This is a genomic window from Streptomyces sp. NPDC034049 (genome assembly GCF_055575575.1).
Window position 1 is genome coordinate 308,136 of the sequence record NZ_JBVISJ010000008.1, and the last position, 21,738, is coordinate 329,873.

The following is a 21,738-nucleotide window of genomic DNA, read 5'->3' on the forward strand; positions in this document are numbered from 1 at the left end:
TCACTTCATCCGGGTCGCCCACTCCTGCACCTTGGCGATCCGCTGGCGCAGCTGCCCCGCCGTGGCCTCCGCGCTCGGCGGTCCGCCGCACACCCGCCGTACCTCGGTGTGGATGACCCCGTGCGGCTTGCCGCTCTGGTGGGAGTACGCGCCGACCATGCCGTTGAGCTGCTTACGGAGCTCCAGCAGTTCCTTGTGGGTGACCACGGGCCGCCGGTCGGCCGGCAGCTCCACCAGGTCGGCCTCGGCGTCGGGCTTCTTGCGGCTGTGCGCGATCTGCCGCGCCTGCCGCTTCTGGAGCAGCAACTGCACCTGGTCGGGTTCCAGCAGACCCGGGATGCCGAGGTAGTCCTGCTCCTCCTCGCTGCCGGGATGGGCCTGCATGCCGAACTCGGCGCCGTTGTACATGACTCGGTCGAACACGGCGTCGGACTCGAGCGCCTCGAACGGCAGCATGTCCTGCTCGCCGGTGTCCTCGTCCTGCTGCTTCTCCGCCTCGGCGAGGAGCTTGTCCTCCTCGGCGTACGGGTCCTCCTCGCCCGCCTTCTTCGGCTTGTCGAGGGCGTGGTCCCGCTCCACCTCCATCTCGTTGGCGAAGGTGAGCAGGTCGGGCACGGTCGGCAGGAACACGGACGCGGTCTCGCCGCGCCGCCGGGACCGTACGAACCGTCCGACGGCCTGGGCGAAGAACAGCGGCGTGGAGATGGTGGTGGCGTAGACCCCGACCGCGAGGCGTGGCACGTCGACGCCCTCGGACACCATGCGCACGGCGACCATCCACCGGTCGGTGTTGTGGCTGAACTCGTCGATGCGGTCCGAGGCTCCGGCGTCGTCGGACAGGACGACCGTCGCGCTGGTCCCCGTGATCTCCCGGATCAGCTTGGCGTAGGCGCGCGCGGAGTCCTGGTCGGTGGCGATGACGAGGGCGCCGGCGTCGGGGATGGCCTTCCTGACCTCGGTGAGCCGCTGGTCGGCGGCGCGCAGCACGCTCGGCATCCACTCACCGCGCGGATCGAGCGCCGTACGCCAGGCCTGGCTGACCGCGTCCTTGGTCATGGGCTCGCCGAGCCGCGCGGCGATCTCGTCGCCCGCCTTGGTGCGCCAGCGCATGTTGCCGCTGTAGGAGAGGAAGATGACGGGCCGCACGACGTTGTCGGCGAGCGCGTTGCCGTAACCGTAGGTGTAGTCGGCGGAGGACCGCCGGATGCCGTCCGCCCCCTCCTCGTACGTGACGAAGGGGATGGGGTTGGTGTCGGACCGGAAGGGCGTACCGGTGAGCGCGAGCCGGCGGGTGGCGGGCTCGAACGCCTCCAGGCAGGCCTCGCCCCAGGACTTGCTGTCACCGGCGTGGTGGATCTCGTCCAGGATCACCAGGGTCTTGCGCTGCTCGCTGCGGTTGCGGTGCAGCATGGGCCGCACGCCCACACCGGCGTAGGTGACCGCGACGCCGTCGTACTCCTTGCTGAGTGGGCCCGCGCTGTACTCCGGGTCCAGCTTGATCCCTATCCGCGCCGCGGCCTCCGCCCACTGCTTCTTCAGGTGCTCGGTGGGCGCCACGACCGTCACCTGCTGCACGACGTGGTGGTGCAGCAGCCAGGACGCGAGCGTCAGCGCGAAGGTCGTCTTGCCGGCGCCCGGGGTCGCGACCGCGAGGAAGTCCCGCGGCTGCTCCTGGATGTACTTCTCCATCGCCCCCTGCTGCCAGGCACGCAGCTTGTTGGCGGTGCCCCAGGGGGCGCGGCCGGGGAAGGCGGGCGAGAGGTGGTGGTTCGAGGAGGAGGTGGCGGTGGTAGTCACGGTCTCCGGTCTGGGGGTTGAGCGGCTCGGCGGTGGCTCCGGGGCGACTCGCGCAGCGACGCGGACACCTCGGCTACGTATGACAACCGGGCCACCCTACCGGCGCCCCGGTTCCGCCAACGCGCGAACTGCGCCGAGCCGTCCCCAGGTGGGACCCACCTCACACACGACGGCGACCCGCCGTCATCGCGCGAAGCGCGGCAACTGAGCAGCGATCTTGGGCACGTCCAACGCGCCCTGGCAGACGTCCAGCACGAAGCGCTCCGCTTCGTCCACGTCGAAGTCGGCGTCCAAGGGGTGCCCGTTCATGTGTAGGAAAACCCAGGTCGCGTACCAGGCGATCCGTTTGTTCCCGTCGACCAGAGCGCGATTGCGAGCCAGGGACTCCATCAACGCGGCGGCCTTCTGCCACACGTCCGGGTAGGCGTCCTGCCCGAACACACTCGACTGGGGGCGTGCCAGAGCCGAGTCCAGCAGCCCGTAGTCGCGCACCTCGTCCGCACCGAGCCGCTTCGCCAGATTCAGCACCTCGGGCAGCGTGAGGTAGTGCATCAGGCGAGCCTCCGGTTCAACTCGGCACTGGCCTTCAGCACATGCTCAGCCGCCTCGTTGAACAGTCTCGAATGCTCGTTTATGGCCGCGATCACCGCGTCGTGCGCGAAGGCCTGCATGCTGCGCCCCTCCGCCGCGGCGCGCTCGCGCAGGGCGTCGAGCTCTTCTTCCGTAAACCGCAGGTTCAGTCCAGCCATGACGCAACGGTACTACGTGGTACCGCACGGTGTCACGACCTGTCCGCCGACGGCCCACCCGTAGGTGCCCGCAACCGCGTGGTCACCCAAGCCCCCACCAACGCCACCCCCGCCATCGGCAGGAACACCGCGACGAAGGCCGCCGGATGGGAGGTGCCGGCGGCCGTGGCGGCCGTGTGGCCGACCGCGCCGCCGCCGAGCGCGGCGAAGGCGGCGCCGCCCGCCGCGAGGAGCAGCGCGTTGGTGAGGCCGTCGGAGATCTGGAGCGCGGCGGAGTTGGTCCCCGCCTCCTCGGGGGCGGACAGCTGGAGCAGAAGCACGCTGGTGGAGGAGATCACCAGCCCCATCCCGAAGCATCCGAAGGCCCACGCGACGGCCACGATCCACACCGGGACCGATTCCACCAGCGCCCCCGGCAGCGTGGTGATCGCCGCCGCGACCAGCACCATCCCCACCGTCATCAGCCGCTCCCGGTACGGCTCCACCCGTGCCCGCGCCTGCACCCACGACCCCAGCGCCCAGGTCCCCCCACCGGCCGCCAGCGAGAACCCGGCGAGCGTCGGCGACAGCCCGCGCTGGGTCACCAGCATCAGCGGCACGAACGACTCGGCCGCCACGAACGAGCCCGCCGCCACGCCGCGCAGCAGCACCACCGACGGCAGCCCCCGCACCGCCCGGTACGTCCCCCTCGGCAACAGTCCCAGCACGGCCGGCACCAGCAGCCCGGCGCCCGCGACCGCCGGCACCAGGGACCACCACGACAGATCCTGAGCCGCGTACTGCAACAGCCCGGCCCCCAGCGAGATCCCGAAGGCGAGACGGATACGGCGGCGGTCGAAGGAGGGGGCCGAGGCGGAAGTGGAAGCGGAGGACGGGGACGAGGGCGCGGGCATGGGCGAGGGCGTCACCGGCCCGGAAGCCCTCCGTCGGATCTGCGGCAGGGCCAACGCCAGCGGCAGTACGACGAGCGCCGGAATGCCCAGGAACACCCAGCGCCAGCCCAGTTGTTCGGTCACCGCGCCCGAGGCGAGGGGGCCGACCACGGAGGGGACGACCCAGCTCGCCGCGAAGGCCGCCATGATCGAGGGCCGCAGCCGCTCGGGGTACGCGCGCCCGACCACGACGTACAGCGCGACGATCACCAGCCCGCCGCCGAGCCCCTGCACGGTCCGGCCGAGGACGAAGAGCCACATCGCGCCGGCCGTCCCCGACAGCACCAGCCCGGCCGCGAAGGTACCGATCCCCGCCGTCAGCGCCCCGAGCGGCCCCCGCCGGTCCGCCCACTGCCCCGCCAGCACCATGCCGAACAGGCTCGTCGTGAAGTACGCCGAGAACGCGAAGCCGTACACCGAGATCCCGTCCAGCTCCCGCGCCGCGACGGGCATGGCCGTGCCGACCGCCATGGCCTCGAAGGCGATCAGCAGCACGACGGAGACGATCCCGATACTGAGCCCCCGGTAGGAACGGCTCAGCACACTGTCCTCACCGTCGGCGACCGACGTCGGAGCGGGGCTCTGCGTGACACCCGCGCCACGCGGTTCGGAATCGACCATGCCCGCCAGCGTAAGGGGCACGACAGACTTTCGCCCCTGTCCAAAGCCCCCCACCACCCGAGACCTTGGTCGTACGACCGCCCCGCCCTGCGGCCCCTCCCCGCCCATTCATGAACGGCGTATGGCAGTCCCGTTGCAGCACCCCCACCACCCTTGAGCCCCCACCCACCCCCGCCTACGGTCGACACATCGAGTTCGGAGCACCAGCCCCCACCAGGGCCCACCCTCCCGACCCGGCCGTGTGCCCGAGTGGTTCAGGGACTCGCCTGCAAAGCGAGTTACGTGGGTTCGATTCCCGCCACGGCCTCCACCTGCCGACCAGGCAGAACGACAGGGCGGCACCCCGGAAGGGGTGCCGCCCTCTCGGAGTTCCGGCTCAGGCTGCCGGTCACCCCGTGTCCGGCAGTGCGCTCGGGAGGCCTTCCGCCTCCGCCCTGCGTTGTGCGCGGCGGGCGTTCTCCGTGCGGACGGTGTCCAGCCATCGCCACAGCCCGATCTCCTCCGGCTTCAGGCCCGGGCAGGCGATGCGGTGCGGTATGCGGCAGACGGCCCCTGGTGCGGGCTCGTCCTCCCGGCTGTTCCAGCCGACGCCCTGGGAGTCGACGTACCACCGGTGCCAGGCCGGCACCATGTGGGCCGGCGCGGACAGGTCGGGCTCCAGGAGGACATGGGCGTCGTAGTACGTGGGACGCCGGTCGCCGGTGAGCCCGCAGTCGGGGCAGATGGGCGGGGCCGGCGGTTCGGGGCCCGTGGCGCCTTCCACCGCGGCCTGGGCCCGGTCGGCGTTCTCCCACGGTCGTGGTGTGTCCGGCGGCGGCTGGCGATGTCCGTCGGCGCCCGGCAACCGGACGATGCTCGGCTTGTCCGTGTCCCCCATCGTTCCAGCGTCCGCACGTCACCCGGACACAGGGAGGGCGCAAACAGGGCGCATCAGGGCACGAGGGACGTGGCGGACGTGGCGGACGTGAACAGGAAGCCCGCGCCAGGACCGCCGGACTTGCGGTGAGGTGCTAGCCCGCGGAGCAGAGCCCGTCGTCGGGGCAGAACATCACCCAGGTGTAGTTGTAGCCGGTTCGTACGGTCACGGGGTTCGGTGTGGGGCCGTCGTTGATGAAGGACCCGGTGTCCGGTGTGGCGGTGAAGGTGACCGTCGTGCCGACCTCGAAGGTGGCGGTGCAGGTGCCCGTGGGGTTCGGCTGCGGTTCGTTGCTCGCGTACGGGTCCCACGCGGCCTGGTGGCAGTTGATCCCGGCGGGCTGGCTGGTGATGGTTCCACCGCCCCAGCCGTCACTGACCCACGCGGACAGCTGAGCGGTGGACTGGGCGTGGGCCGGGCCGACGCAGATGATCGCGGCGGCCGTGGCGAGCGCGGAGAGGACTCCCGTCGCACGGAAAGCGCCGTTGCGGTTCTTCCTCATGGGGACCATGAGAACCTCCTGGGGATCGAAGCGTTCTCGACCCCCGCGACCAGCCTATTCGCCCCATCCGGGACATGCCACGGCAGCGGATGCGAGCGCGGTCAGAGCTCGGCGCACGCCTCGTTGCGCAGGCGTTCGACCCAGCAACCCGTCGCCGTTCCCTCGTGGTTCTCGCGGTGGAGGCGCCAGAGGGTGAAGGCGAGGGTGGACAGGTCGGCGTCGAGGGGGCTGAGGGTCGACTCGGGCTCGCTCCAGTTGAGGATCGCGCCGGTGGTGCCGTCGACGACGAGGCTGTTGCCCTCGACGAAGTGGCCGAGGCGGATCAAGTGGGCCGCTCGGGACGGGAGTCGGCTGGCGGCGAACGCGGCGGCGCGCTCGTGCGCGTAGTACTCGGCGAGGGTCGGCAGCGGGACGTCCGTGTCGAGGTGGAAGAAGCCGTGGTCCTCGGGCAGGCCCATGTCCCGCAGGAAGCGGCGGGTCGGCTCGTGCGTGAGCGTGGCCGGGAAGTCGAAGTCCTCGAAGCGCCACACCCTGCTCCGGCCGAACTCCTCGTCCAGCAGCCGGGCCGGCAGGTCCAGCGCCAGGCCGGAGCGGGTGACCGGTCCCCCGGTCAGCACCGCGAGGTCGTCGACGCGGGTCGGATCGTGCAGGTCACGCAGGTCGTTCAGGTCCGTCAGGCCCATGGTTCCCATCGTCATTGTGCTCATGGCTCCCCCAACACATGGTTCTCGATGTGCTGCCCCCACGGGGTCGACCGCGCCGCCGAGCGGTCGTCGTCCCCACTTCGAAGAACCATACGCCGACCCACTGACAACGCCCGTCGTACGCGCGAACGCGCACCTCGGGGGCTGCGCCGGAGGCCGCACGCAGCGGCCTCCCCCGGCGCTACGCCCCCGTCACCACCGCCGCCTGCGGGCGGATCGGCAGCCGGTTCACGGGACGTCCCGTGGCCGCCCGTACCGCCGCCGCGATGGCCGCCGGGGAGGTGACCACCGGCACCGCGCTGGCCGCCTTCGCGCCGAAGGGCGCGACGACGTCCCGTTCCTCCACCAGTTTGACGAGCTGGATGTCGGGGGCGTCGAGGGCGGTGGGCAGGGCGTAGCCGGTCAGGTCGGGGTGGCGGACCAGGCCCCGGGGGGTGCGCAGGTTCTCGGTCAGCGCGATGCCCACGCCCTGGGTGACGCCCGCCTCGATCCGCGCGGTGAGCTGGTCCGGGTTGAGGATCCGGCCGACGTCCTGGGCGACGGCCAGCTCCACGACCCGTACGGAGCCGAGTTCGATGTCGACGTCGACCACGGCCCGGATCGCGCAGAACGCGAGGCCCACGAACGCGTCGCCCTGGCCTGCCTCGTCCAGCGGCTCGGTCGGGTGCGGGCGACACTGGGCGGTGGCCCAGAGTTCCTTGCCGTCCAGCGCCTCCGCGACCGTGGTGGAGAGCACTCCGTCGTACGAGGTGATCTTGCCGTCGGTGATCTGGAGCAGCTCGGTGGACATGCCGAACTTGTGCGCCAGGGGCTGAAGGAGCTGGGTGCGGACCATCTTCGCGGCGCGTTCCACCGCGCCGCCGGAGACCCAGGTGTGGCGGCCCCGGCAGCTGGGTCCGGCCGGGGGCTGGTCGGTGTCGACCTGGGCGATGTGGACCTCGTCGATGCCGAGGGTCTCCTGGACGATCTGCCGGGCGAGGGTGGAGAAGCCCTGGCCGGTGTCGACGGCCGCGCAGAGCACGGTCGCGATGCCGTCGTGGACCTTCACGGTGGCTGTGGAGACCTCGTCCGCGCCCTCTGCGCCGAGCATGTGGACCATGCCGAGGCCGTAGCCGACGCCGCGCCGGACGGCACCCGGCTCGCCCGCGCCCTCGGGGCCGCCCGGGAGCAGCCACTCCTCCTCGGGGGTGTCCTTGGGCAGTGCCGGGAGCGGGAACTCCTGGACGGCCTGGAGGAGTTCGGCGACCGGCGCCGGGCAGGTCACGGACTGGCCCGTCGGCAGCACGTCGCCCGTGGACATCACGTTGCGCATGCGCAGTTCGGCCGGGTCGATGCCGAGCTTCTTGGCGAGCTTGTCCATCTGCGCCTCGTAGGCGGCGCAGACCTGCATGGCGCCCTCGCCGCGCACATGGCCCGACGGCGGGTTGTTGGTGCGGACCGCCCAGCCCTCGATGAAGGCGTTGGGAACGACATAGGGGCCGCAGGCGAAGGAGACGGCGGCGGCCAGCGCCTCCGAGGAGGTGTCGGCGTAGGCGCCCGCGTCGAGCAGGATCTGCGCCTCGACCTTGATCAACTTGCCCTCGGCGTCCGCGTGGTGGCGGTAGCGCAGCAGGGTGGGGTGGCGGTGGGCGTGGCCGAGGAAGGACTCCTCGCGGGTGGCCGTGAGCTTCACCGGGCAGCCGGTCTTCAGGGCGAGCAGGCCGAGCGGGAGCTGGAAGCCCTGGTCCTCGCGGTCGGCGGTGGCGCCGGGGACACCGGTGACGACGATCTTGACGCGGTCGGGGGCCAGGCCGTAGCAGGCGGCGGCCGCGTCGCGGTCGGTGTGCGGGTCGGTGGAGGCGACGTACAGCTCGACGCCGCCGTCGGGGCGGGGCACGGCGAGGCCGGCCTCGGCGCCGATGGGGGCGGGGTCCGCGCGGCCGATGCGGTACTGGCCCTCGACGACGATCTCGCCGGCCGCGTTCGGGTCGCCGTGGCGCAGCGGGATGTGGCGGATGAGGTTGCCGTCGGGGTGCAGGGGCTCGGCCTCGAAGGCCTGTTCCGGGTCGATCACCGGATCGAGCACCTCGTACTCGACGATGACGGCGGCGGCGGCCATCCGCGCGGTGTCGGGGTGGTCGGCGGCGACGGCCGCGATGGGCTCGCCGTGGTGGCGTACGACCTCGGAGGCGAACAGGGGCCGGTCGGCCTTGCCGCGGCCGTGCAGGGCGACGCCCGGCACGTCCTCGTGGGTGACGACGGCCCGTACGCCGGGCATGTCGCGCGCGTGGGACGTGTCGATGGACACGATGCGCGCGTGCGGGTGCGGCGAGCGGAGCACGGCGGCCCACAGCAGGCCCTCGGCCCACAGGTCGGCCGCGTACGGGAAGGTGCCCTCGGACTTGGCCCGGGAGTCGGCGGAGGGCAGGTTCGCGCCCAGGCCGTGCGGGAGTTGCTCCGGGGCGGGCGCGGCGTCGCCGGGGCCCGCGGGCGTCGCGATGACGGTTTCGTTGCTCACGTCTGGCCTCCGTCCTGGCCGAACGACCGGCCCTGACCGCCGTACGAGTCGTCCGGGTCGCCGAAGGACTGTCCCTGACCGCCGTAGGTGTCGCTCTGCCCGGCGAACGACTGCCCCTGACCACCGAAGGTGTCACCCGGACCGGTGAACGACTGCCCCTGACCGCCGTAGGTGTCACCCGGACCACCGAACGACTGATCCTGCCCTCCGAAGGACCGGTCCTGGCCTCCGTACGACTGATCCTGTCCACCGAAAGACTGGTCCTGGCCTCCGTACGACCGGTCCTGACCTCCGTACGACTGGTCCTGCCCGAACGACTGGCCCTGGCCGCCGAACGACTGGCCCTGGCCGCCGTACGAGTCGTCCGGGCCGGTGAACGACAGCCCCTGGCCGCCGTAGGACCGGTCGGGGTCGTGCGGGGCCGGCGGGGGTGCCTGCCGGGCCTCGTACGCCGCCGGGTTGACGCCGCCCGCGCCGGGGCCGGCCTGGTGCGGGATGCGCGCCTCGTCGGCGTCCGCGGCGGCCTCGTTCTCGGCGGCCGTGTTCGCCGCGCGCTCGGCGACGACGTCACGGACGGCCGAGAGGACGCCCCGGTAGCCGGAGCAGCGGCAGAGGTTGCCGCAGAGCGCCTGGCGGGTCTCCAGGTCGGTGGGGGCGGGGTTGCCCTCCAGGAGGTCGTGCACGGTCATCGCCATGCCGGGCACGCAGAAACCGCACTGCACGGCACCGCACTTGGCGAGCGCCCGCTGCACGTCCGAGGGCTGCCCGTCGGCGGCGAGGCCCTCGACGGTGCGCACCTCGCTCCCGGCGGCGGTGACCCCGGGTACCAGGCAGGACGCCACGAGCCGGCCGTCGACCTGCACGTTGCAGGCGCCGCACTCGCCCTGCGAGCAGCCGTCCTTGGCGCCGGCGAGGCCGAGCCGCTCGCGCAGCACGTAGAGCAACGACTCGCCGATCCAGGCGTCGCTGACGGGCCGCTCGGTGCCGTTGACCCGCAGGACGTAGGAGGCGAGGGGGTGGTCGTCGTGCGGGGGCGGGGTCGGGGCGGGCTCCTCGGCGGCGGCCGGGTCGCCCTCGGCCCCGGAGGGCTCGACGGGCCCGGCGGACGCGTCAGTCCCCGCGGACGCGGCCTCCTCGGGCGCGTCGGTGGCCGTCTCCGGCTCCTCGCTCCGCTCGGGGCCGCCCGGCGTCTCGGCATCGGCCCCGACCGGCCCAGCGGGCTCCTGGGCGCCTTCCGGGGCCTCCCCGGCGGTCTCGGGACCCGGGCCGGCGTACGCGCCCCCAGGAGCCGCGGAGGCCTCCCCGGAGGCGTCCGGGGCCGTGCCCGGCGCGCTCTCCCCCGGCGCGTGCCCCTCGGCCGCGCGCTCCTCGGCCGGGTGCTCGTCGGCCGCGGGTTCGTCGGTCCGGGCGGGGGGCGGCGGCGCGGTCCACGCCGTGCCGATCTCCTCCGTCGCCCAGGGCGCGGGAGCACCGCCGGGGAGCGTGGCGGGCGGGGTGCCGCCCCACTGCTCGACCAGGGCCGAGGTGGTGAACTCACCGGACTCGTCCGGAAGATCACCACCGGCGACCGGAATCGACCACTCGCCGGTCACATCGTGACCGGGAGCGGTGCCCTCCGGCGCGGCCGGCTCCTCGAAGGTCCACTGCCCCGTCGAGCCGGGGTTGTACGAGAACCCGTGCTGCGTGGGCGGCGAGGGCTGCCCGGCGTTCGGGTCGTGCCACTCGGCACCCCCGGCCGGCATCGCCCAGGTGCCCGGCACGGACGGGTCGGTCCCGGCGGTGTGGGCCGTGTCACCGACCTGTCCCGTGTGCGCCGGGTTGATGGAGTTCGTCGCTATCTGCGGCGGGACATAGCCGTGGCCGGGCGCGGCCAGCGGGCTGTCGGCGGCGAGCAGTGCGTCGATGCCCCCCTCGGGGAGCTGGACGAACGTGGTGGCGCCGTCGTCGTAGTCGCCCTGCGGCAGCCGCTCCCAGCCGCCCTGGCCCCCCTGCTGCGGGGTGCCCTCTCCGTGCTGGTCGTCGGTCACGACAGTGCCCTCCCCAGTGCTCGTCGGGCCAGCGCGGCGACGGTGCGCCGCAGATGCAGTACGGCGGGCGGAAGCGGTGCCACGGAACCGTCGACCTCGGGGGCCGGGTCCGGGATGCAGGCGGCGGCGACGTACTCGCCGAAGGCCTGGAGCGCCTCGGGCACCAGAGTGCGCTCGCCGTCCCAGTCGATCAGCTGACCGACCCACGCCTCGGCGTCCAGCGGGCGCAGCGGCATCGGCGCTATGGCTCCGACGGCGCACCGCACCCCGCGCCGGGCGGGATCGAGGACGAGGGCGACGGAGGCGACCGCGCGGCCGGGGCCGGTGCGCCCGGTGGCTTTCAGGAAGACCTGGGGCGCGTGCAGCAGCGGCACGCGCACGAAGCCGATGAGTTCGCCGGGGCGCAGCATCTCCATGCCGGCCAGCAGGTGCGAGACGGGCATCTCACGGCGGGCCCCGCCCGGGCCCGCGATGATCAGCGTGGCCTCCAGGGCGGCGAGCACGGGCAGCGCGTCCCCGGTGGGGGCGGCCGTCGCGATGTTGCCGCCGAGGGTGCCGGCGTTGCGGATCTGGGGTGGTCCGGCGGCGCGCGCGGCCGCGGCGAGCGCCGGAATGAGCGCCGCGAAGTCCGGGCGCCCCATCCGGGCGTGCGTCAGTCCCGCCCCCAGGAGTGCATGGCCGTCCTGGTACTGCCAGCCGCGGATCTCGCTGATCCGGCCGAGGCCGACCAGCGCGGCGGGCCTGAGCTGCCCGGAGTTGACCGCGGCCATCAGGTCCGTGCCGCCCGCCACCGGAACCGCCCAGGGCATGGCGGCGAGGGCCGCCACGGCCTCGTCCAGCGAGCCGGGCAGGGTCACGGCCTGCGCCGCCTGCGGTGCGTGCGTGGTCAAACCGGCTGCCCCTTCCCGCTGCCCCACCTGGTCCCCGCCTGTGTTGCCGTACGGTACGTGCTGACAGGGCGGACGTGGCAACTCTGGCACATTCTCGCGAGGCCCGAACGCGGGGGTCCGCTAGGAGGCATTCGCCCACGTCACCCGAGAGATGGTCCGTTTTGGCACGTCATAGCCAATAGGCGCGCATTGACCCCTTCCGGCGACTCTCGCGCCCCTTGCCCCACTCGTTCCCCGTGCCGCCACCGTCGCAGGGCACGCGCTTTCGGTCCTACGCGTTCGCGGCCGCCTCACACGTTCGGGGGCGCCCCCTCGATCGGACGTCCGAGCACCCCGGGTCGCCGCTGCCACGGACGCGGACCCGAAAGCGGCCGATAACCGACCCCCAGGGCGTCAAGTCGCGCGCAGTGGGCCGTCGTCCGCCGCTCGAAGTCGCCGAAGTCACGCTCGGCGGGGGCCGGCAGCCGGCTCCAGGCCACCTCGGCGAAGGCCGCCAGACGCGGGTACGTCTGGTAGTCGACGCGCGCCTGGTCCTCCATCACCTCGGTCCACACATTGGCCTGGGTGCCCAGCACGTGCCGGGCCTCGTCGGCCGTCAACTCCGGCGGGATGGGCTCGAACCGAAAGACGTCCTCCAGGGTGCGCACATAGCCGATGGGCACCGGCTCGTCGGGGCCGCCGTCCTGACGGTGGTCCAGATACACCTGCTGCTCGGGGCACATGACCACGTCGTGCCCCATGCGGGCCGCCGCGACCCCGCCCGCGTACCCCCGCCAGGAGGACACCGCCGCCCCGGGCGCGAGGTTGATTTTCGTCGCCTCACCTCCGGGCGCTCTGCTCCGCCCTTCGGCTCGGCTCCCGCCCTCCAGGATCTCGTCCCATCCGATCAGGCGACGCCCGCGCGCCGTCAGCCAGTTGTCGAAGTGCCGGACGAACCAGTACTGGAGCGCGTCCTCGTCGGCGAGCCCCAGCTCCCGGATCCGGGCCTGCGCGGCGGGCGACGCGCGCCACTGGTCCTTGGGGCACTCGTCGCCGCCGATGTGCACGAACGCCGAGAACGGCGCGGCATCGACCGGAAACAGCTCCAGGACCTCCTCGAACACCCCCTCGTAGAAGCGCAGGGTGCGGTCGGTGGGCGCGAGTACGTTCCTGTTGACGCCCCAGGTGTCCCAGACGCCGAGCGAGGCCGTGTCGACGACGTCGGTGTTGCCCAGCTCCGGGTAGGCGGCGATGGCGGCCTGGCTGTGCCCCGGGATGTCGATCTCGGGGACCACGGTGATGTGCCGCCGCGCCGCGTAGGCGACGATCTCGCGGAGGTCGTCCTGGGTGTAGTGGCCGCCGTGCGGTTTCTCCTCCCACAGGGGCGAGGCGCGATGGCCGAATTTGGTGCGCGCCCGCCATGAGCCGATCTCGGTCAGCCGGGGGTACCTCTTGATCTCGATCCGCCAGCCCTGGTCGTCCGTCAGGTGCAGATGCAGGACGTTGAGCTTGTGCGCGGCCATCAGATCCAGCTGGCGCAGGACCCCGTCCTTGGGCATGAAGTGCCGGGCGACGTCGAGCAGGAGGCCGCGCCAGCGGAAGCGGGGGGCGTCCTCGACGGTGACGTACGGCACGCTCCAGGCACGGTCGCGGCCGAGCGGTGCCCTGCGGTACGCCTCAGGGCCGAGGAGCTGACGCAGCGTCTGGGCGCCCCAGAAGACACCGGCCGCGTCGCCGCCCTCGACGAGGATGCCGGAGGGGTCGCTGACGAGGCGGTACTCCTCGGGGCCGAGCGCGGGGTCGATCCGGAGCCGGATGCCGTCCCCTTGCGTGTCGTCGGGCTCGCGCCCCTCGCGCAGCGGCAGGCCGGTGGCGTCCCGCAGCACGGTGCCCAGCCAGTGGCCGACGTCCTCGGTCCCCTCGCGGGCGTGGAGCCGGGAGCGCGCCGTCAGCCGTACCTCGCCGGCGGCGGCCTCGACGGCGCGGGGCGCCGGGATCAGATCGAAGTTCCGCACATCAGTCCTTGACCGCGCCGCCCAGTCCGGAGACCAGCCGCCGCTGTACGAGTACGAAGAAGACGAGCACCGGAACGGTCATCACCGTGGACGCGGCCATCACGCCGCCCCAGTCCGGATCCTCCGGCTTGTAGAAGACCAGGAGGGCCATCGGCAGGGTCGACTGCGAGGTGTCGCTGATGATGAACGACTTGGCGAACAGGAAGTCGTTCCAGGCGGAGATGAAGGAGAAGACGCTGGTGGCGACCAACCCCGGGAGGACGAGCGGGAAAAGGATCTGCCAGAGGAATCGGGAACGGCTCGCCCCGTCGAGGTGGGCCGCCTCCTCCAGCGCCTCCGGTACGGCCTTCACGAAGCCTCGCAGCATCCAGATCGCGAACGGCAGCGAGAAGGCGATGTGCGGCAGGATCAGCGCGCCCAGGGTGTTGAGTTGGCCGAAGTCCCGCATCTGGAAGAAGAGGGGGATGGTCAGTGCCTCCACCGGAACCATCTGGGCCACCAGGAACATGATCAGCAGGGTGGTCCGGAATCGGAAGCGGAATCGGCTGACCGCCGTCGCGGCGAGAAACGCGATGAGCGCGGAGGCGACGACCACCGTGCCGGCGACGATCAGGCTGTTGGCGAAGTAACGGCCGAATTCCTGCTGCCCGAAGACCCGGCGGAAGGAATCCAGGGTCGGTGCGAGGGTCCACGGCCAGGGCTCGGACGACTCGATCTCACCCGCCGGCTTGACGGCGCTCAGCGCCATCCAGTAGAGCGGGAAGGCCACCACGACCGCGATGACCAGGGCGGACGCCTCCGCGGCGAGCCGCCAGGGCCGCCGCGGGAAACCCGGTGAATTCACAGCTCCTCCCCTTGCCTGCGCAGCAGGCGCAAATACACCAGGGTGACCGCCAGCAGAATCACCAGCATCACCACACCGATCGCCGAACCGAGGCTGTACTGGGAGGACGCGAAGGCCTTCTGGTAGGCGTACACGTTCAGTACGAGGTTCTGGCCGGCGATTCCGCCGCCGCCCGTCATCACATAGATCTGGGTGAAGACCTTGAAGTCCCAGATGATCGACTGAATGGTGACGACGACGAGGATCGGGCGGAGCATCGGCGCGAGGACCGACCGCCAGATCCGCCACTGCGAGGCGCCGTCCAGGGCCGCGGCCTCCAGCACTTCCGACGGTACGGAGCGGATGCCCGCGTAGACGGTCACCATCACGAACGGGAAGGAGCACCAGACCACTTCGAGCAGGACGAGGAAGAAGGCGCTGTACCGCCCGTACGTCCAGGAGTGGTCGCCGATTCCCAGAACGCGGTTGACCGGCCCGAAGTCCGGGTCGAACAGCAGCAGCCAGACCGTGGAGCCGGTGATCGCCGGGGTCGCCCACGCGCCGAGCGCCGCGAGCATCAGCGCGAGCCGCGGCAGGGCCCGTACTCGTGTCAGCAGGACGGCGAGCGCGCACCCGACGGCGAGCGTGGACACCACGCACGCCGCCGCGAAGAGGACAGTGGCCAGCAGCACCCGGCGGAACTCGGCGTCCCCGAACAACTCGGCGTAGTTCCCGACCCCTTGGAAGGTGGCCGGTTCGCCTCCGCTGACCTGCGCCTGCGTGTACTCGAAGAGCGATATCAGCCCGAGCTGATAAATCGGGTAGACGAGCAGCCCACCGAGGACGACAAGGGCGGGGGCGAGGTAGAGCCAAGGGGTGGCGCCCCTACAGGGGTGCGGGGAACTGCGCGAGAAACCACGACGCACCCGAGGCCGCCCACGCTCAGCACCCCCCACCCCACTGGGCGCCCCCCGCTCAACCGGCGGAGCCGAACGCATCGTTCATCCGCCCCGCCGCGTCCTCGGACGCCTTCGCCACGTCCTTCTTGCCGCTGACGACCTCCTGGAACATCGTCGGCAGCACCAGCGACGCGTCGATCTGCGCCCACGCCGGGGAGGCGGGCACGAACTTGGTGCCGGAGGAGAGCGTCTTGACGAAGGGCTCGATGAACGGCTCCTTCTCGGCCGCGTCGGCCCGTACGTCCGTGTACGTCGGCAGGAAGCCCATCGCGTCGAAGAGTTCGCCCTGGGTCTGCTTGGACGTCAGCCGCTTCATCAGGTCGACGGCGAGGGTGCGGTGCGTGGTGCTCTTCAGGACGCCGACGTTGTTGCCGCCCGCGAACGCCGGGGCGACCGAGCCGGACTTCACGCCCGGCAGCGGTACGACCGCGTACTTGCCCTTGACCTTGCCGGCCTCCACGGCCGCGTGGCTGAAGTCGCCGCCGATCGCCATGCCCGCCTTGCCCGCGGCGAACGCGGTGACGGTGTCGTTGCCGCCCATGGTCGCGCACTTGGCGGCGGGGCAGTTGTCGTCGCCGAAGAGCGAGGTGTACGCCTTGATGCCCTTCTGCGCGGCCGCGCTGTCGATGGTGGAGGCGTACGAGCCGCCCTTGCCCTCGGCTATCTCACCGCCGTTGGCCCAGACGAAGGGCATGGCGCCGTAGGTGTAGGCACCACCGACGACGAGGCCGTACAGGTCGGGTTCGGCGGCCCGGATCCGCTTGGCGGTGGTGGCCAGCTCGTCCAGGGTCCTCGGGGGTTCGAGGCCGAGTTCCTCGAAGACGTCGGTGCGGTAGTACAGGGCGCGCACGCCGACGAAGAAGGGCGCCCCGTAGACCTTCCCCTGGACCGTCACGGACGTCTTGGCGGTCGGGTCGGAGGACTTGGCGTCGGACCAGGCGTTGAACTCGGTGGTGACGTCGGCGAGTCCGCCGTCCTTGACGTAGCCGGCGGTGTCCGTGTTGCCGTACTCGATGACGTCGGGGGCGCTCTCGGGGTCGTTGAAGGCGGCCTTGATGCGCTGGGCGCGGGTCTCGACGGGGATGTACTCGACCTTGACCTTCGCGCCGTCGTGGGCCTTCTCGAAGGCGGCGACGACCTTGTCGACGACCTTCTGCTTCGGCTCGTTGCTCACCTCCTGGAAGAGCCACACCCGCAGGGTGCCGGTCTTCTCGTCCCCCTTGGCGGAGGAGTTGTCGGAGGTCTGGGGGGCGCAGGCGGTCAGCCCGGCGAGGGCCAGTGCCGTGACGGGCGCGGCGAGTCGGGCAGCGAGCTTCATCGAGCGAATCCTCCGGAGGGGGGAGCGGAGCGTTGCGTTCTCTGCAACGGGCGTTCTGCTCTACACAACACACCGGAGGCTATGGAGTACATGAACATGACCACAAGAGGTCTCAACCACCTTGTGATCCACAGAAGCGTTCCCTGCAACGGGGTTCAGCACGAAGGGCACGACAAAGCCCGGGGGCGCCTGTTCTCCGACGCTCCCGAGCCGATCGCGCCCTGGGTTACTTCTTGCCGTCGCCCTGGTCGTCGCCGCCCGCGCCGAGGGACTCGAAGATCTCCTTGCACATGGGGCACACGGGGTACTTCTTCGGGTCGCGACCCGGGACCCACACCTTGCCGCACAACGCCACGACGGGCGTGCCGTCGAGGGCGCTCGCCATGATCTTGTCCTTCTGGACATAGTGGGCGAAGCGCTCGTGGTCGCCGTCGCCGTGCGACGTCTGCGGCGTCGGCTCGACGAGGGTCCCCGTACCAGTACCGCGCTCGGGCTCAAGAGTGCTCATGGAGCCAAGGGTACTGAAGCGCACCCGCATCAGTTGAGCGAAGGGTCGTCCGGATAGGTGGCCACCATCGCGAGTTCGTTGCGCTGGCGGCGCAGGACCTCCCGCCAGAGCCGCTCCGGGCAGGGGCAGGAGACGTCGCCGGGTTCGGACTCGACGACGTACCAGGCGCCCTCCGCCAGTTCGTCCTCCAGCTGGCCCGGCCCCCAGCCCGCGTACCCGGCGAAGATGCGCAGCGAGCCGAGCGCGGAGGCCAGCAGCTCCGGCGGTGCCTCCAGGTCGACCAGGCCGATCGCGCCGTGCACCCGCCGCCAGCCGAGCGGGGTCCGGTCCACGGAACCGCCGCCGGGGATCACCGCGACCCCGAGCGCCGCGTCCAGTTGTACCGGACCGCCCTGGAAGACCACCCCGGGTTCGCCGGCGAGATCCGCCCAGCCCTCCAGGATGTCGCCGACGCCCACCGGGGTGGGCCGGTTGAGGACCACGCCGAGCGAGCCCTTCTCGTCGTGGTCGAGGAGCAGCACGACAGCGCGGTCGAAGTTCGGGTCCGCCAGGGCGGGCGTGGCCACGAGCAGCCGCCCTGTGAGCGAGGACACCTCGGTCATGCCAGACATGATCCCGCATCCCGCCCGTGTAGGGGGAGCCAATGTCCGCGATGGAGTGCGCGCAGCTCACGGCGCAGGGGAGCCGACGGGGCGCACGGGCGGCGCGGTGACCCCCCGTGGCGGGTGATGAACGGTTCGTGTTGTGGCGAATCCATGACGTGGCTGAGAAGCACTTGGGCTTACGGAAGGGGGGTGGGCGGCGATTACGCTAGCTCTCCGGCTCGCGCCGCGCCGACCCCCGCACCACGGGTCCGTCGGCCGTTCGCCCACGCCGCACACGCCTCTGCCCAACTCCACGGAACGCGAGATCCATGACCGTCAACGGCTCTGACGACGTACTGCTTGTACACGGCGGCACCCCGCTCAGTGGCGAGATCCGTGTCCGCGGTGCGAAGAACCTCGTACCCAAGGCCATGGTCGCCGCGCTGCTCGGCAGCGGTCCGAGCCGGCTGCGCAACGTGCCCGACATCCGCGACGTACGCGTCGTGCGCGGACTGCTGCAGCTGCATGGCGTAACGGTCCGCCCGGGCGACGAGCCGGGCGAGCTGGTGATGGACCCGACGAACGTGGAGAGCGCGAACGTCGCCGACATCGACGCCCACGCGGGCTCGTCGCGCATCCCGATCCTGTTCTGCGGCCCCCTGCTGCACCGCCTCGGCCACGCCTTCATCCCCGGTCTCGGCGGCTGCGACATCGGCGGCCGGCCGATCGACTTCCACTTCGAGGTGCTGCGGCAGTTCGGCGCGAAGATCGAGAAGCGGGAGGACGGCCAGTACCTGGAGGCGCCGCGGCGGCTGCGGGGCACGAAGATCCAGCTGCCGTACCCGTCCGTGGGCGCCACGGAGCAGGTGCTGCTGACGGCCGTCCTCGCGGAGGGCGTGACGGAACTCGCGAACGCGGCGATCGAGCCGGAGATCGAGGACCTGATCTGCGTCCTGCAGAAGATGGGCGCCATCATCGCGATGGACACCGACCGCACGATCCGCATCACCGGTGTGGACTCGCTCGGCGGCTACAACCACAAGGCGCTCCCGGACCGCCTGGAGGCCGCCTCCTGGGCGTCCGCCGCGCTGGCGACCGAGGGCGACATCTACGTCCGCGGCGCCCAGCAGCGCTCGATGATGACGTTCCTGAACACCTACCGGAAGGTGGGCGGTGCCTTCGAGATCGACGACGAGGGCATCCGCTTCTGGCATCCGGGTGGCCAGCTGAAGTCGATCGCGCTGGAGACGGACGTCCACCCGGGCTTCCAGACCGACTGGCAGCAGCCCCTGGTCGTCGCGCTGACGCAGGCCACCGGCCTCTCCATCGTCCACGAGACGGTCTACGAGTCCCGGCTCGGGTTCACCTCCGCGTTGAACCAGATGGGTGCGCACATCCAGCTCTACCGCGAGTGCCTCGGCGGCTCCGACTGCCGCTTCGGCCAGCGCAACTTCCTGCACTCGGCGGTCGTCTCCGGCCCCACCCGGCTACAGGGCGCCGACCTGGTCATCCCCGACCTGCGCGGCGGCTTCTCGTACCTCATCGCGGCGCTGGCGGCCCAGGGCACGTCCCGGGTCCACGGCATCGAGCTGATCAACCGCGGCTACGAGAACTTCATGGAGAAGCTCATGGAGCTCGGCGCGAAGGTCGAGCTGCCGGGCAAGGCGCTCGGCTAGCCGTACGGCAGGCCCCGGCACGACGATGGGGGCGGCACCTGGAAGACCAGGTGCCGCCCCCATCAGGCGTTCTACGCGCGCCACACCATCCCCGGAAGGACGGACGGCAAGGTTACTTGCCCTTCGCCGCTTCCTTGAGCTTGCTGCCCGCGGAGACCTTCACGCTGTAGCCGGCGGGGATCTGGATCGGGTCGCCGGTCTGCGGGTTGCGCGCGGTGCGAGCGGCACGGTGGGTGCGCTCGAAGGTCAGGAAGCCGGGGATGGTGACCTTCTCGTCGCCCTTGGCGACGATGTCGCCGACGACCTCGGCGAACGCGGCCAGCACGGCGTCGGCGTCCTTGCGGGTCACCTCGGCGCGGTCGGCCAGCGCGGCCACCAGCTCACTGCGGTTCATGTTGTTACTCCCGTGTTCTTCTTGCCGTTGAGGCGGACCCGGGTCCGTCGTCAGACCCTCGCGCCCAGAAACGCATCCTGCACTCACCTGCGGCGGGAAAGCCAATCCGGCACCCCTGGGGAGTCACACGAACACCCTTGGGAGTCAATGCACGCCCATGGGAGTCATGGCAGGCCTGAGCTTGGCCGCCACACTAAAGGGCGGCGCAAGCGCTCCGGCCCCGCGACGCGCCGAGGGCGCGGGGCCGTGGCCACCGTCACAGCGGGGGTTCAGGCCGAGGCCGCCGCCTTCGCGGCCTCGCGGACCGCCCCGGCGACCGCACCCGCGACCTTGTCGTTGAAGACGCTCGGGATGATGTAGTTCGGGTTCAGCTCGTCCTCGGTGACGACGTCCGCGAGGGCGGTCGCGGCGGCGAGCATCATCTCCGTGTTGACGGTCCGGGACTGGGCGTCGAGGAGACCGCGGAAGACACCCGGGAAGACCAGCACGTTGTTGATCTGGTTGGGGAAGTCGGAGCGGCCGGTGGCCACGACGGCGGCCGTCTGGCGGGCGACCGCGGGGTCGACCTCGGGGTCGGGGTTCGCGAGCGCGAACACGATGGCGTCGTCGGCCATGGCGGCCACGTCGTCGCCGTCGAGGACGTTCGGGGCTGAGACGCCGATGAAGACGTCGGCGCCGCGCACGGCCTCCTTGAGGGTGCCCGTGAGGCCCTCGGGGTTGGTGTTGTCGGCGATCCAGCGCAGCGGCGAGTCGGCGGCGGCGTCGACCAGGTCGTCGCGGTCGCAGTGCACGACACCGTGGATGTCGGCGACGACGGCGTTCTTCACACCGGCGGCCAGCAGCAGCTTGAGGATGGCCGTACCGGCCGCGCCGGCGCCCGACATGACGACGCGGATGTCCCCGATCGCCTTGCCCGCGACGCGAAGTGCGTTGGTGAGGGCGGCGAGGACGACGATCGCGGTGCCGTGCTGGTCGTCGTGGAAGACGGGGATGTCGAGAGCCTCGCGCAGCCGCGCCTCGATCTCGAAGCAGCGGGGCGCGGAGATGTCCTCCAGGTTGATGCCCGCGAAGCCGGGCGCGATGGCCTTGACGATCTCGACGATGGCGTCGGTGTCCTGGGTGTCCAGGCAGATCGGCCAGGCATCGATGCCGGCGAACCGCTTGAAGAGGGCCGCCTTGCCCTCCATGACGGGCAGCGCGGCCATGGGGCCGATGTTGCCGAGGCCCAGCACGGCGGAGCCGTCCGTCACGACCGCAACGGAGTTGCGCTTGATGGTGAGGCGGCGGGCGTCCTCGGGGTTCTCGGCGATCGCCATGCAGACGCGGGCCACACCGGGGGTGTAGATCATCGAGAGGTCGTCACGGTTGCGGATGGGGTGCTTCGACGCCATCTCGATCTTGCCGCCGAGGTGCATCAGGAACGTACGGTCGGAGACCTTGCCGAGCGTCACGCCCTCGATGTGCCGCAGCTGCTCGACGATCTCGTCGGCGTGCGCGGTGGAGGTGGCGGCGATGGTGACGTCGATGCGGAGCTTCTCGTGGCCGGAGGCGGTCACGTCGAGGCCGGTCACCGAGCCTCCGTGGGACTCGACGGCTCCGGTGAGCTGGGAGACCGCGGTTCCGCTCGCGGGCACCTCCAGCCGGACCGTCATCGAGTAGGAGACGCTGGGCGCCGTTGCCATGGCCGACTTCCTCTGCTTTCGCGTACTTCTGCTACTGCGTTTGCTGCGTTTTGCCGTCCGATCGTCGCACCTACCGCCGAGTAGGCGTTAGCCGTCCGGGGTTGAGAACGTTTTGTTCTCAACGAGAAGAGGTCCACGTCACATTCGACGTGGACCTCTTCGTAC

At 71.5% G+C, this 21,738-nt stretch carries 19 protein-coding genes and 1 tRNA gene; 2 read left to right on the plus strand and 18 right to left on the minus strand.

Features of this window, described 5'->3' with window-relative positions; translation table 11 throughout:
* The 4 genes from ACZ52C_RS24515 to ACZ52C_RS24530 form a co-directional block, all read right to left on the minus strand.
* Positions 1-1,797 (minus strand): DEAD/DEAH box helicase, encoded by a 1,797-nt coding sequence (locus tag ACZ52C_RS24515; RefSeq protein WP_469076750.1) that lies wholly within the window; start codon positions 1,795-1,797, stop codon positions 1-3.
* Between the two features lie 183 nt (positions 1,798-1,980).
* A complete protein-coding gene (locus tag ACZ52C_RS24520; protein ID WP_469076751.1) occupies positions 1,981-2,349 on the minus strand; it encodes a type II toxin-antitoxin system death-on-curing family toxin in 369 nt (122 codons plus the stop codon).
* Positions 2,349-2,546: a hypothetical protein gene (locus ACZ52C_RS24525; protein ID WP_188290937.1), complete on the minus strand. Its 198-nt coding sequence runs from the start codon at positions 2,544-2,546 to the stop codon at positions 2,349-2,351. Before ACZ52C_RS24525 ends, ACZ52C_RS24520 begins: the two co-directional genes overlap by 1 nt.
* Before the next feature lie 32 nt (positions 2,547-2,578).
* A complete protein-coding gene (locus ACZ52C_RS24530; protein ID WP_469076752.1) occupies positions 2,579-4,099 on the minus strand; it encodes an MFS transporter in 1,521 nt (506 codons plus the stop codon).
* 235 nt (positions 4,100-4,334) lie between these two features.
* Between ACZ52C_RS24530 and ACZ52C_RS24535 the strand changes: the two genes are divergently transcribed.
* Positions 4,335-4,409 (plus strand) — tRNA-Cys (locus tag ACZ52C_RS24535).
* A gap of 78 nt (positions 4,410-4,487) precedes the next feature.
* Here the strand turns inward: ACZ52C_RS24535 and ACZ52C_RS24540 are convergent.
* The 12 genes from ACZ52C_RS24540 to ACZ52C_RS24595 all read right to left on the minus strand — a co-directional run bounded on the left by ACZ52C_RS24540 (position 4,488) and on the right by ACZ52C_RS24595 (position 17,839).
* Positions 4,488-4,976, minus strand: coding sequence for a DUF6083 domain-containing protein (locus tag ACZ52C_RS24540; RefSeq protein ID WP_469076753.1), 489 nt, complete (start codon positions 4,974-4,976; stop codon positions 4,488-4,490).
* Positions 4,977-5,109: 133 nt separating this feature from the next.
* Entirely contained in the window at positions 5,110-5,526 is a 417-nt protein-coding gene (locus ACZ52C_RS24545; protein WP_469076754.1) for a hypothetical protein, read from the minus strand.
* Positions 5,527-5,618: 92 nt separating this feature from the next.
* Positions 5,619-6,224, minus strand: coding sequence for an SUKH-4 family immunity protein (locus ACZ52C_RS24550; RefSeq protein WP_469076755.1), 606 nt, complete (start codon positions 6,222-6,224; stop codon positions 5,619-5,621).
* A 178-nt stretch (positions 6,225-6,402) separates the two neighbouring features.
* Entirely contained in the window at positions 6,403-8,718 is a 2,316-nt protein-coding gene (locus tag ACZ52C_RS24555; RefSeq protein WP_469076756.1) for a xanthine dehydrogenase family protein molybdopterin-binding subunit, read from the minus strand.
* Positions 8,715-10,745 carry a (2Fe-2S)-binding protein gene (locus tag ACZ52C_RS24560; protein ID WP_469076757.1) on the minus strand — a complete coding sequence of 677 codons (2,031 nt, stop codon included), beginning with the start codon at positions 10,743-10,745 and terminating at the stop codon, positions 8,715-8,717. Before ACZ52C_RS24560 ends, ACZ52C_RS24555 begins: the two co-directional genes overlap by 4 nt.
* Positions 10,742-11,635, minus strand: coding sequence for an FAD binding domain-containing protein (locus ACZ52C_RS24565; RefSeq protein WP_184893457.1), 894 nt, complete (start codon positions 11,633-11,635; stop codon positions 10,742-10,744). The genes ACZ52C_RS24560 and ACZ52C_RS24565 overlap by 4 nt, the downstream gene beginning before the upstream one ends.
* A 290-nt stretch (positions 11,636-11,925) precedes the next feature.
* On the minus strand, positions 11,926-13,629 hold the full coding sequence (locus tag ACZ52C_RS24570; RefSeq protein ID WP_469076758.1) for a beta-N-acetylhexosaminidase: 1,704 nt from the start codon (positions 13,627-13,629) through the stop codon (positions 11,926-11,928).
* A 1-nt stretch (position 13,630) separates the two neighbouring features.
* On the minus strand, positions 13,631-14,473 hold the full coding sequence (locus ACZ52C_RS24575; RefSeq protein WP_469076759.1) for a carbohydrate ABC transporter permease: 843 nt from the start codon (positions 14,471-14,473) through the stop codon (positions 13,631-13,633).
* A complete protein-coding gene (locus ACZ52C_RS24580; RefSeq protein WP_469076760.1) occupies positions 14,470-15,450 on the minus strand; it encodes a carbohydrate ABC transporter permease in 981 nt (326 codons plus the stop codon). Before ACZ52C_RS24580 ends, ACZ52C_RS24575 begins: the two co-directional genes overlap by 4 nt.
* The gene (locus ACZ52C_RS24585; RefSeq protein ID WP_469076761.1) at positions 15,428-16,729 is read right to left on the minus strand and encodes an extracellular solute-binding protein; all 1,302 of its coding nucleotides are present in this window, start codon (positions 16,727-16,729) and stop codon (positions 15,428-15,430) included. The genes ACZ52C_RS24580 and ACZ52C_RS24585 overlap by 23 nt, the downstream gene beginning before the upstream one ends.
* 226 nt (positions 16,730-16,955) lie before the next feature.
* A complete protein-coding gene (locus tag ACZ52C_RS24590; protein ID WP_005486786.1) occupies positions 16,956-17,237 on the minus strand; it encodes a DUF3039 domain-containing protein in 282 nt (93 codons plus the stop codon).
* Positions 17,238-17,266: 29 nt separating this feature from the next.
* Positions 17,267-17,839 carry a YqgE/AlgH family protein gene (locus tag ACZ52C_RS24595; protein ID WP_469076762.1) on the minus strand — a complete coding sequence of 191 codons (573 nt, stop codon included), beginning with the start codon at positions 17,837-17,839 and terminating at the stop codon, positions 17,267-17,269.
* Between the two features lie 311 nt (positions 17,840-18,150).
* Between ACZ52C_RS24595 and murA the strand changes: the two genes are divergently transcribed.
* Entirely contained in the window at positions 18,151-19,497 is a 1,347-nt protein-coding gene (gene murA, locus ACZ52C_RS24600) for a UDP-N-acetylglucosamine 1-carboxyvinyltransferase (RefSeq protein ID WP_045560689.1), read from the plus strand.
* Between the two features lie 112 nt (positions 19,498-19,609).
* On the opposite strand, the gene ACZ52C_RS24605 is transcribed toward murA, so the two are convergent.
* Positions 19,610-19,891, minus strand: coding sequence for an HU family DNA-binding protein (locus ACZ52C_RS24605; protein WP_005486790.1), 282 nt, complete (start codon positions 19,889-19,891; stop codon positions 19,610-19,612).
* 269 nt (positions 19,892-20,160) lie between these two features.
* Complete coding sequence (locus ACZ52C_RS24610) at positions 20,161-21,573, minus strand: NAD-dependent malic enzyme (protein WP_469076763.1); 1,413 nt, start codon at positions 21,571-21,573, stop codon at positions 20,161-20,163.
* Positions 21,574-21,738: the final 165 nt, after the last annotated feature.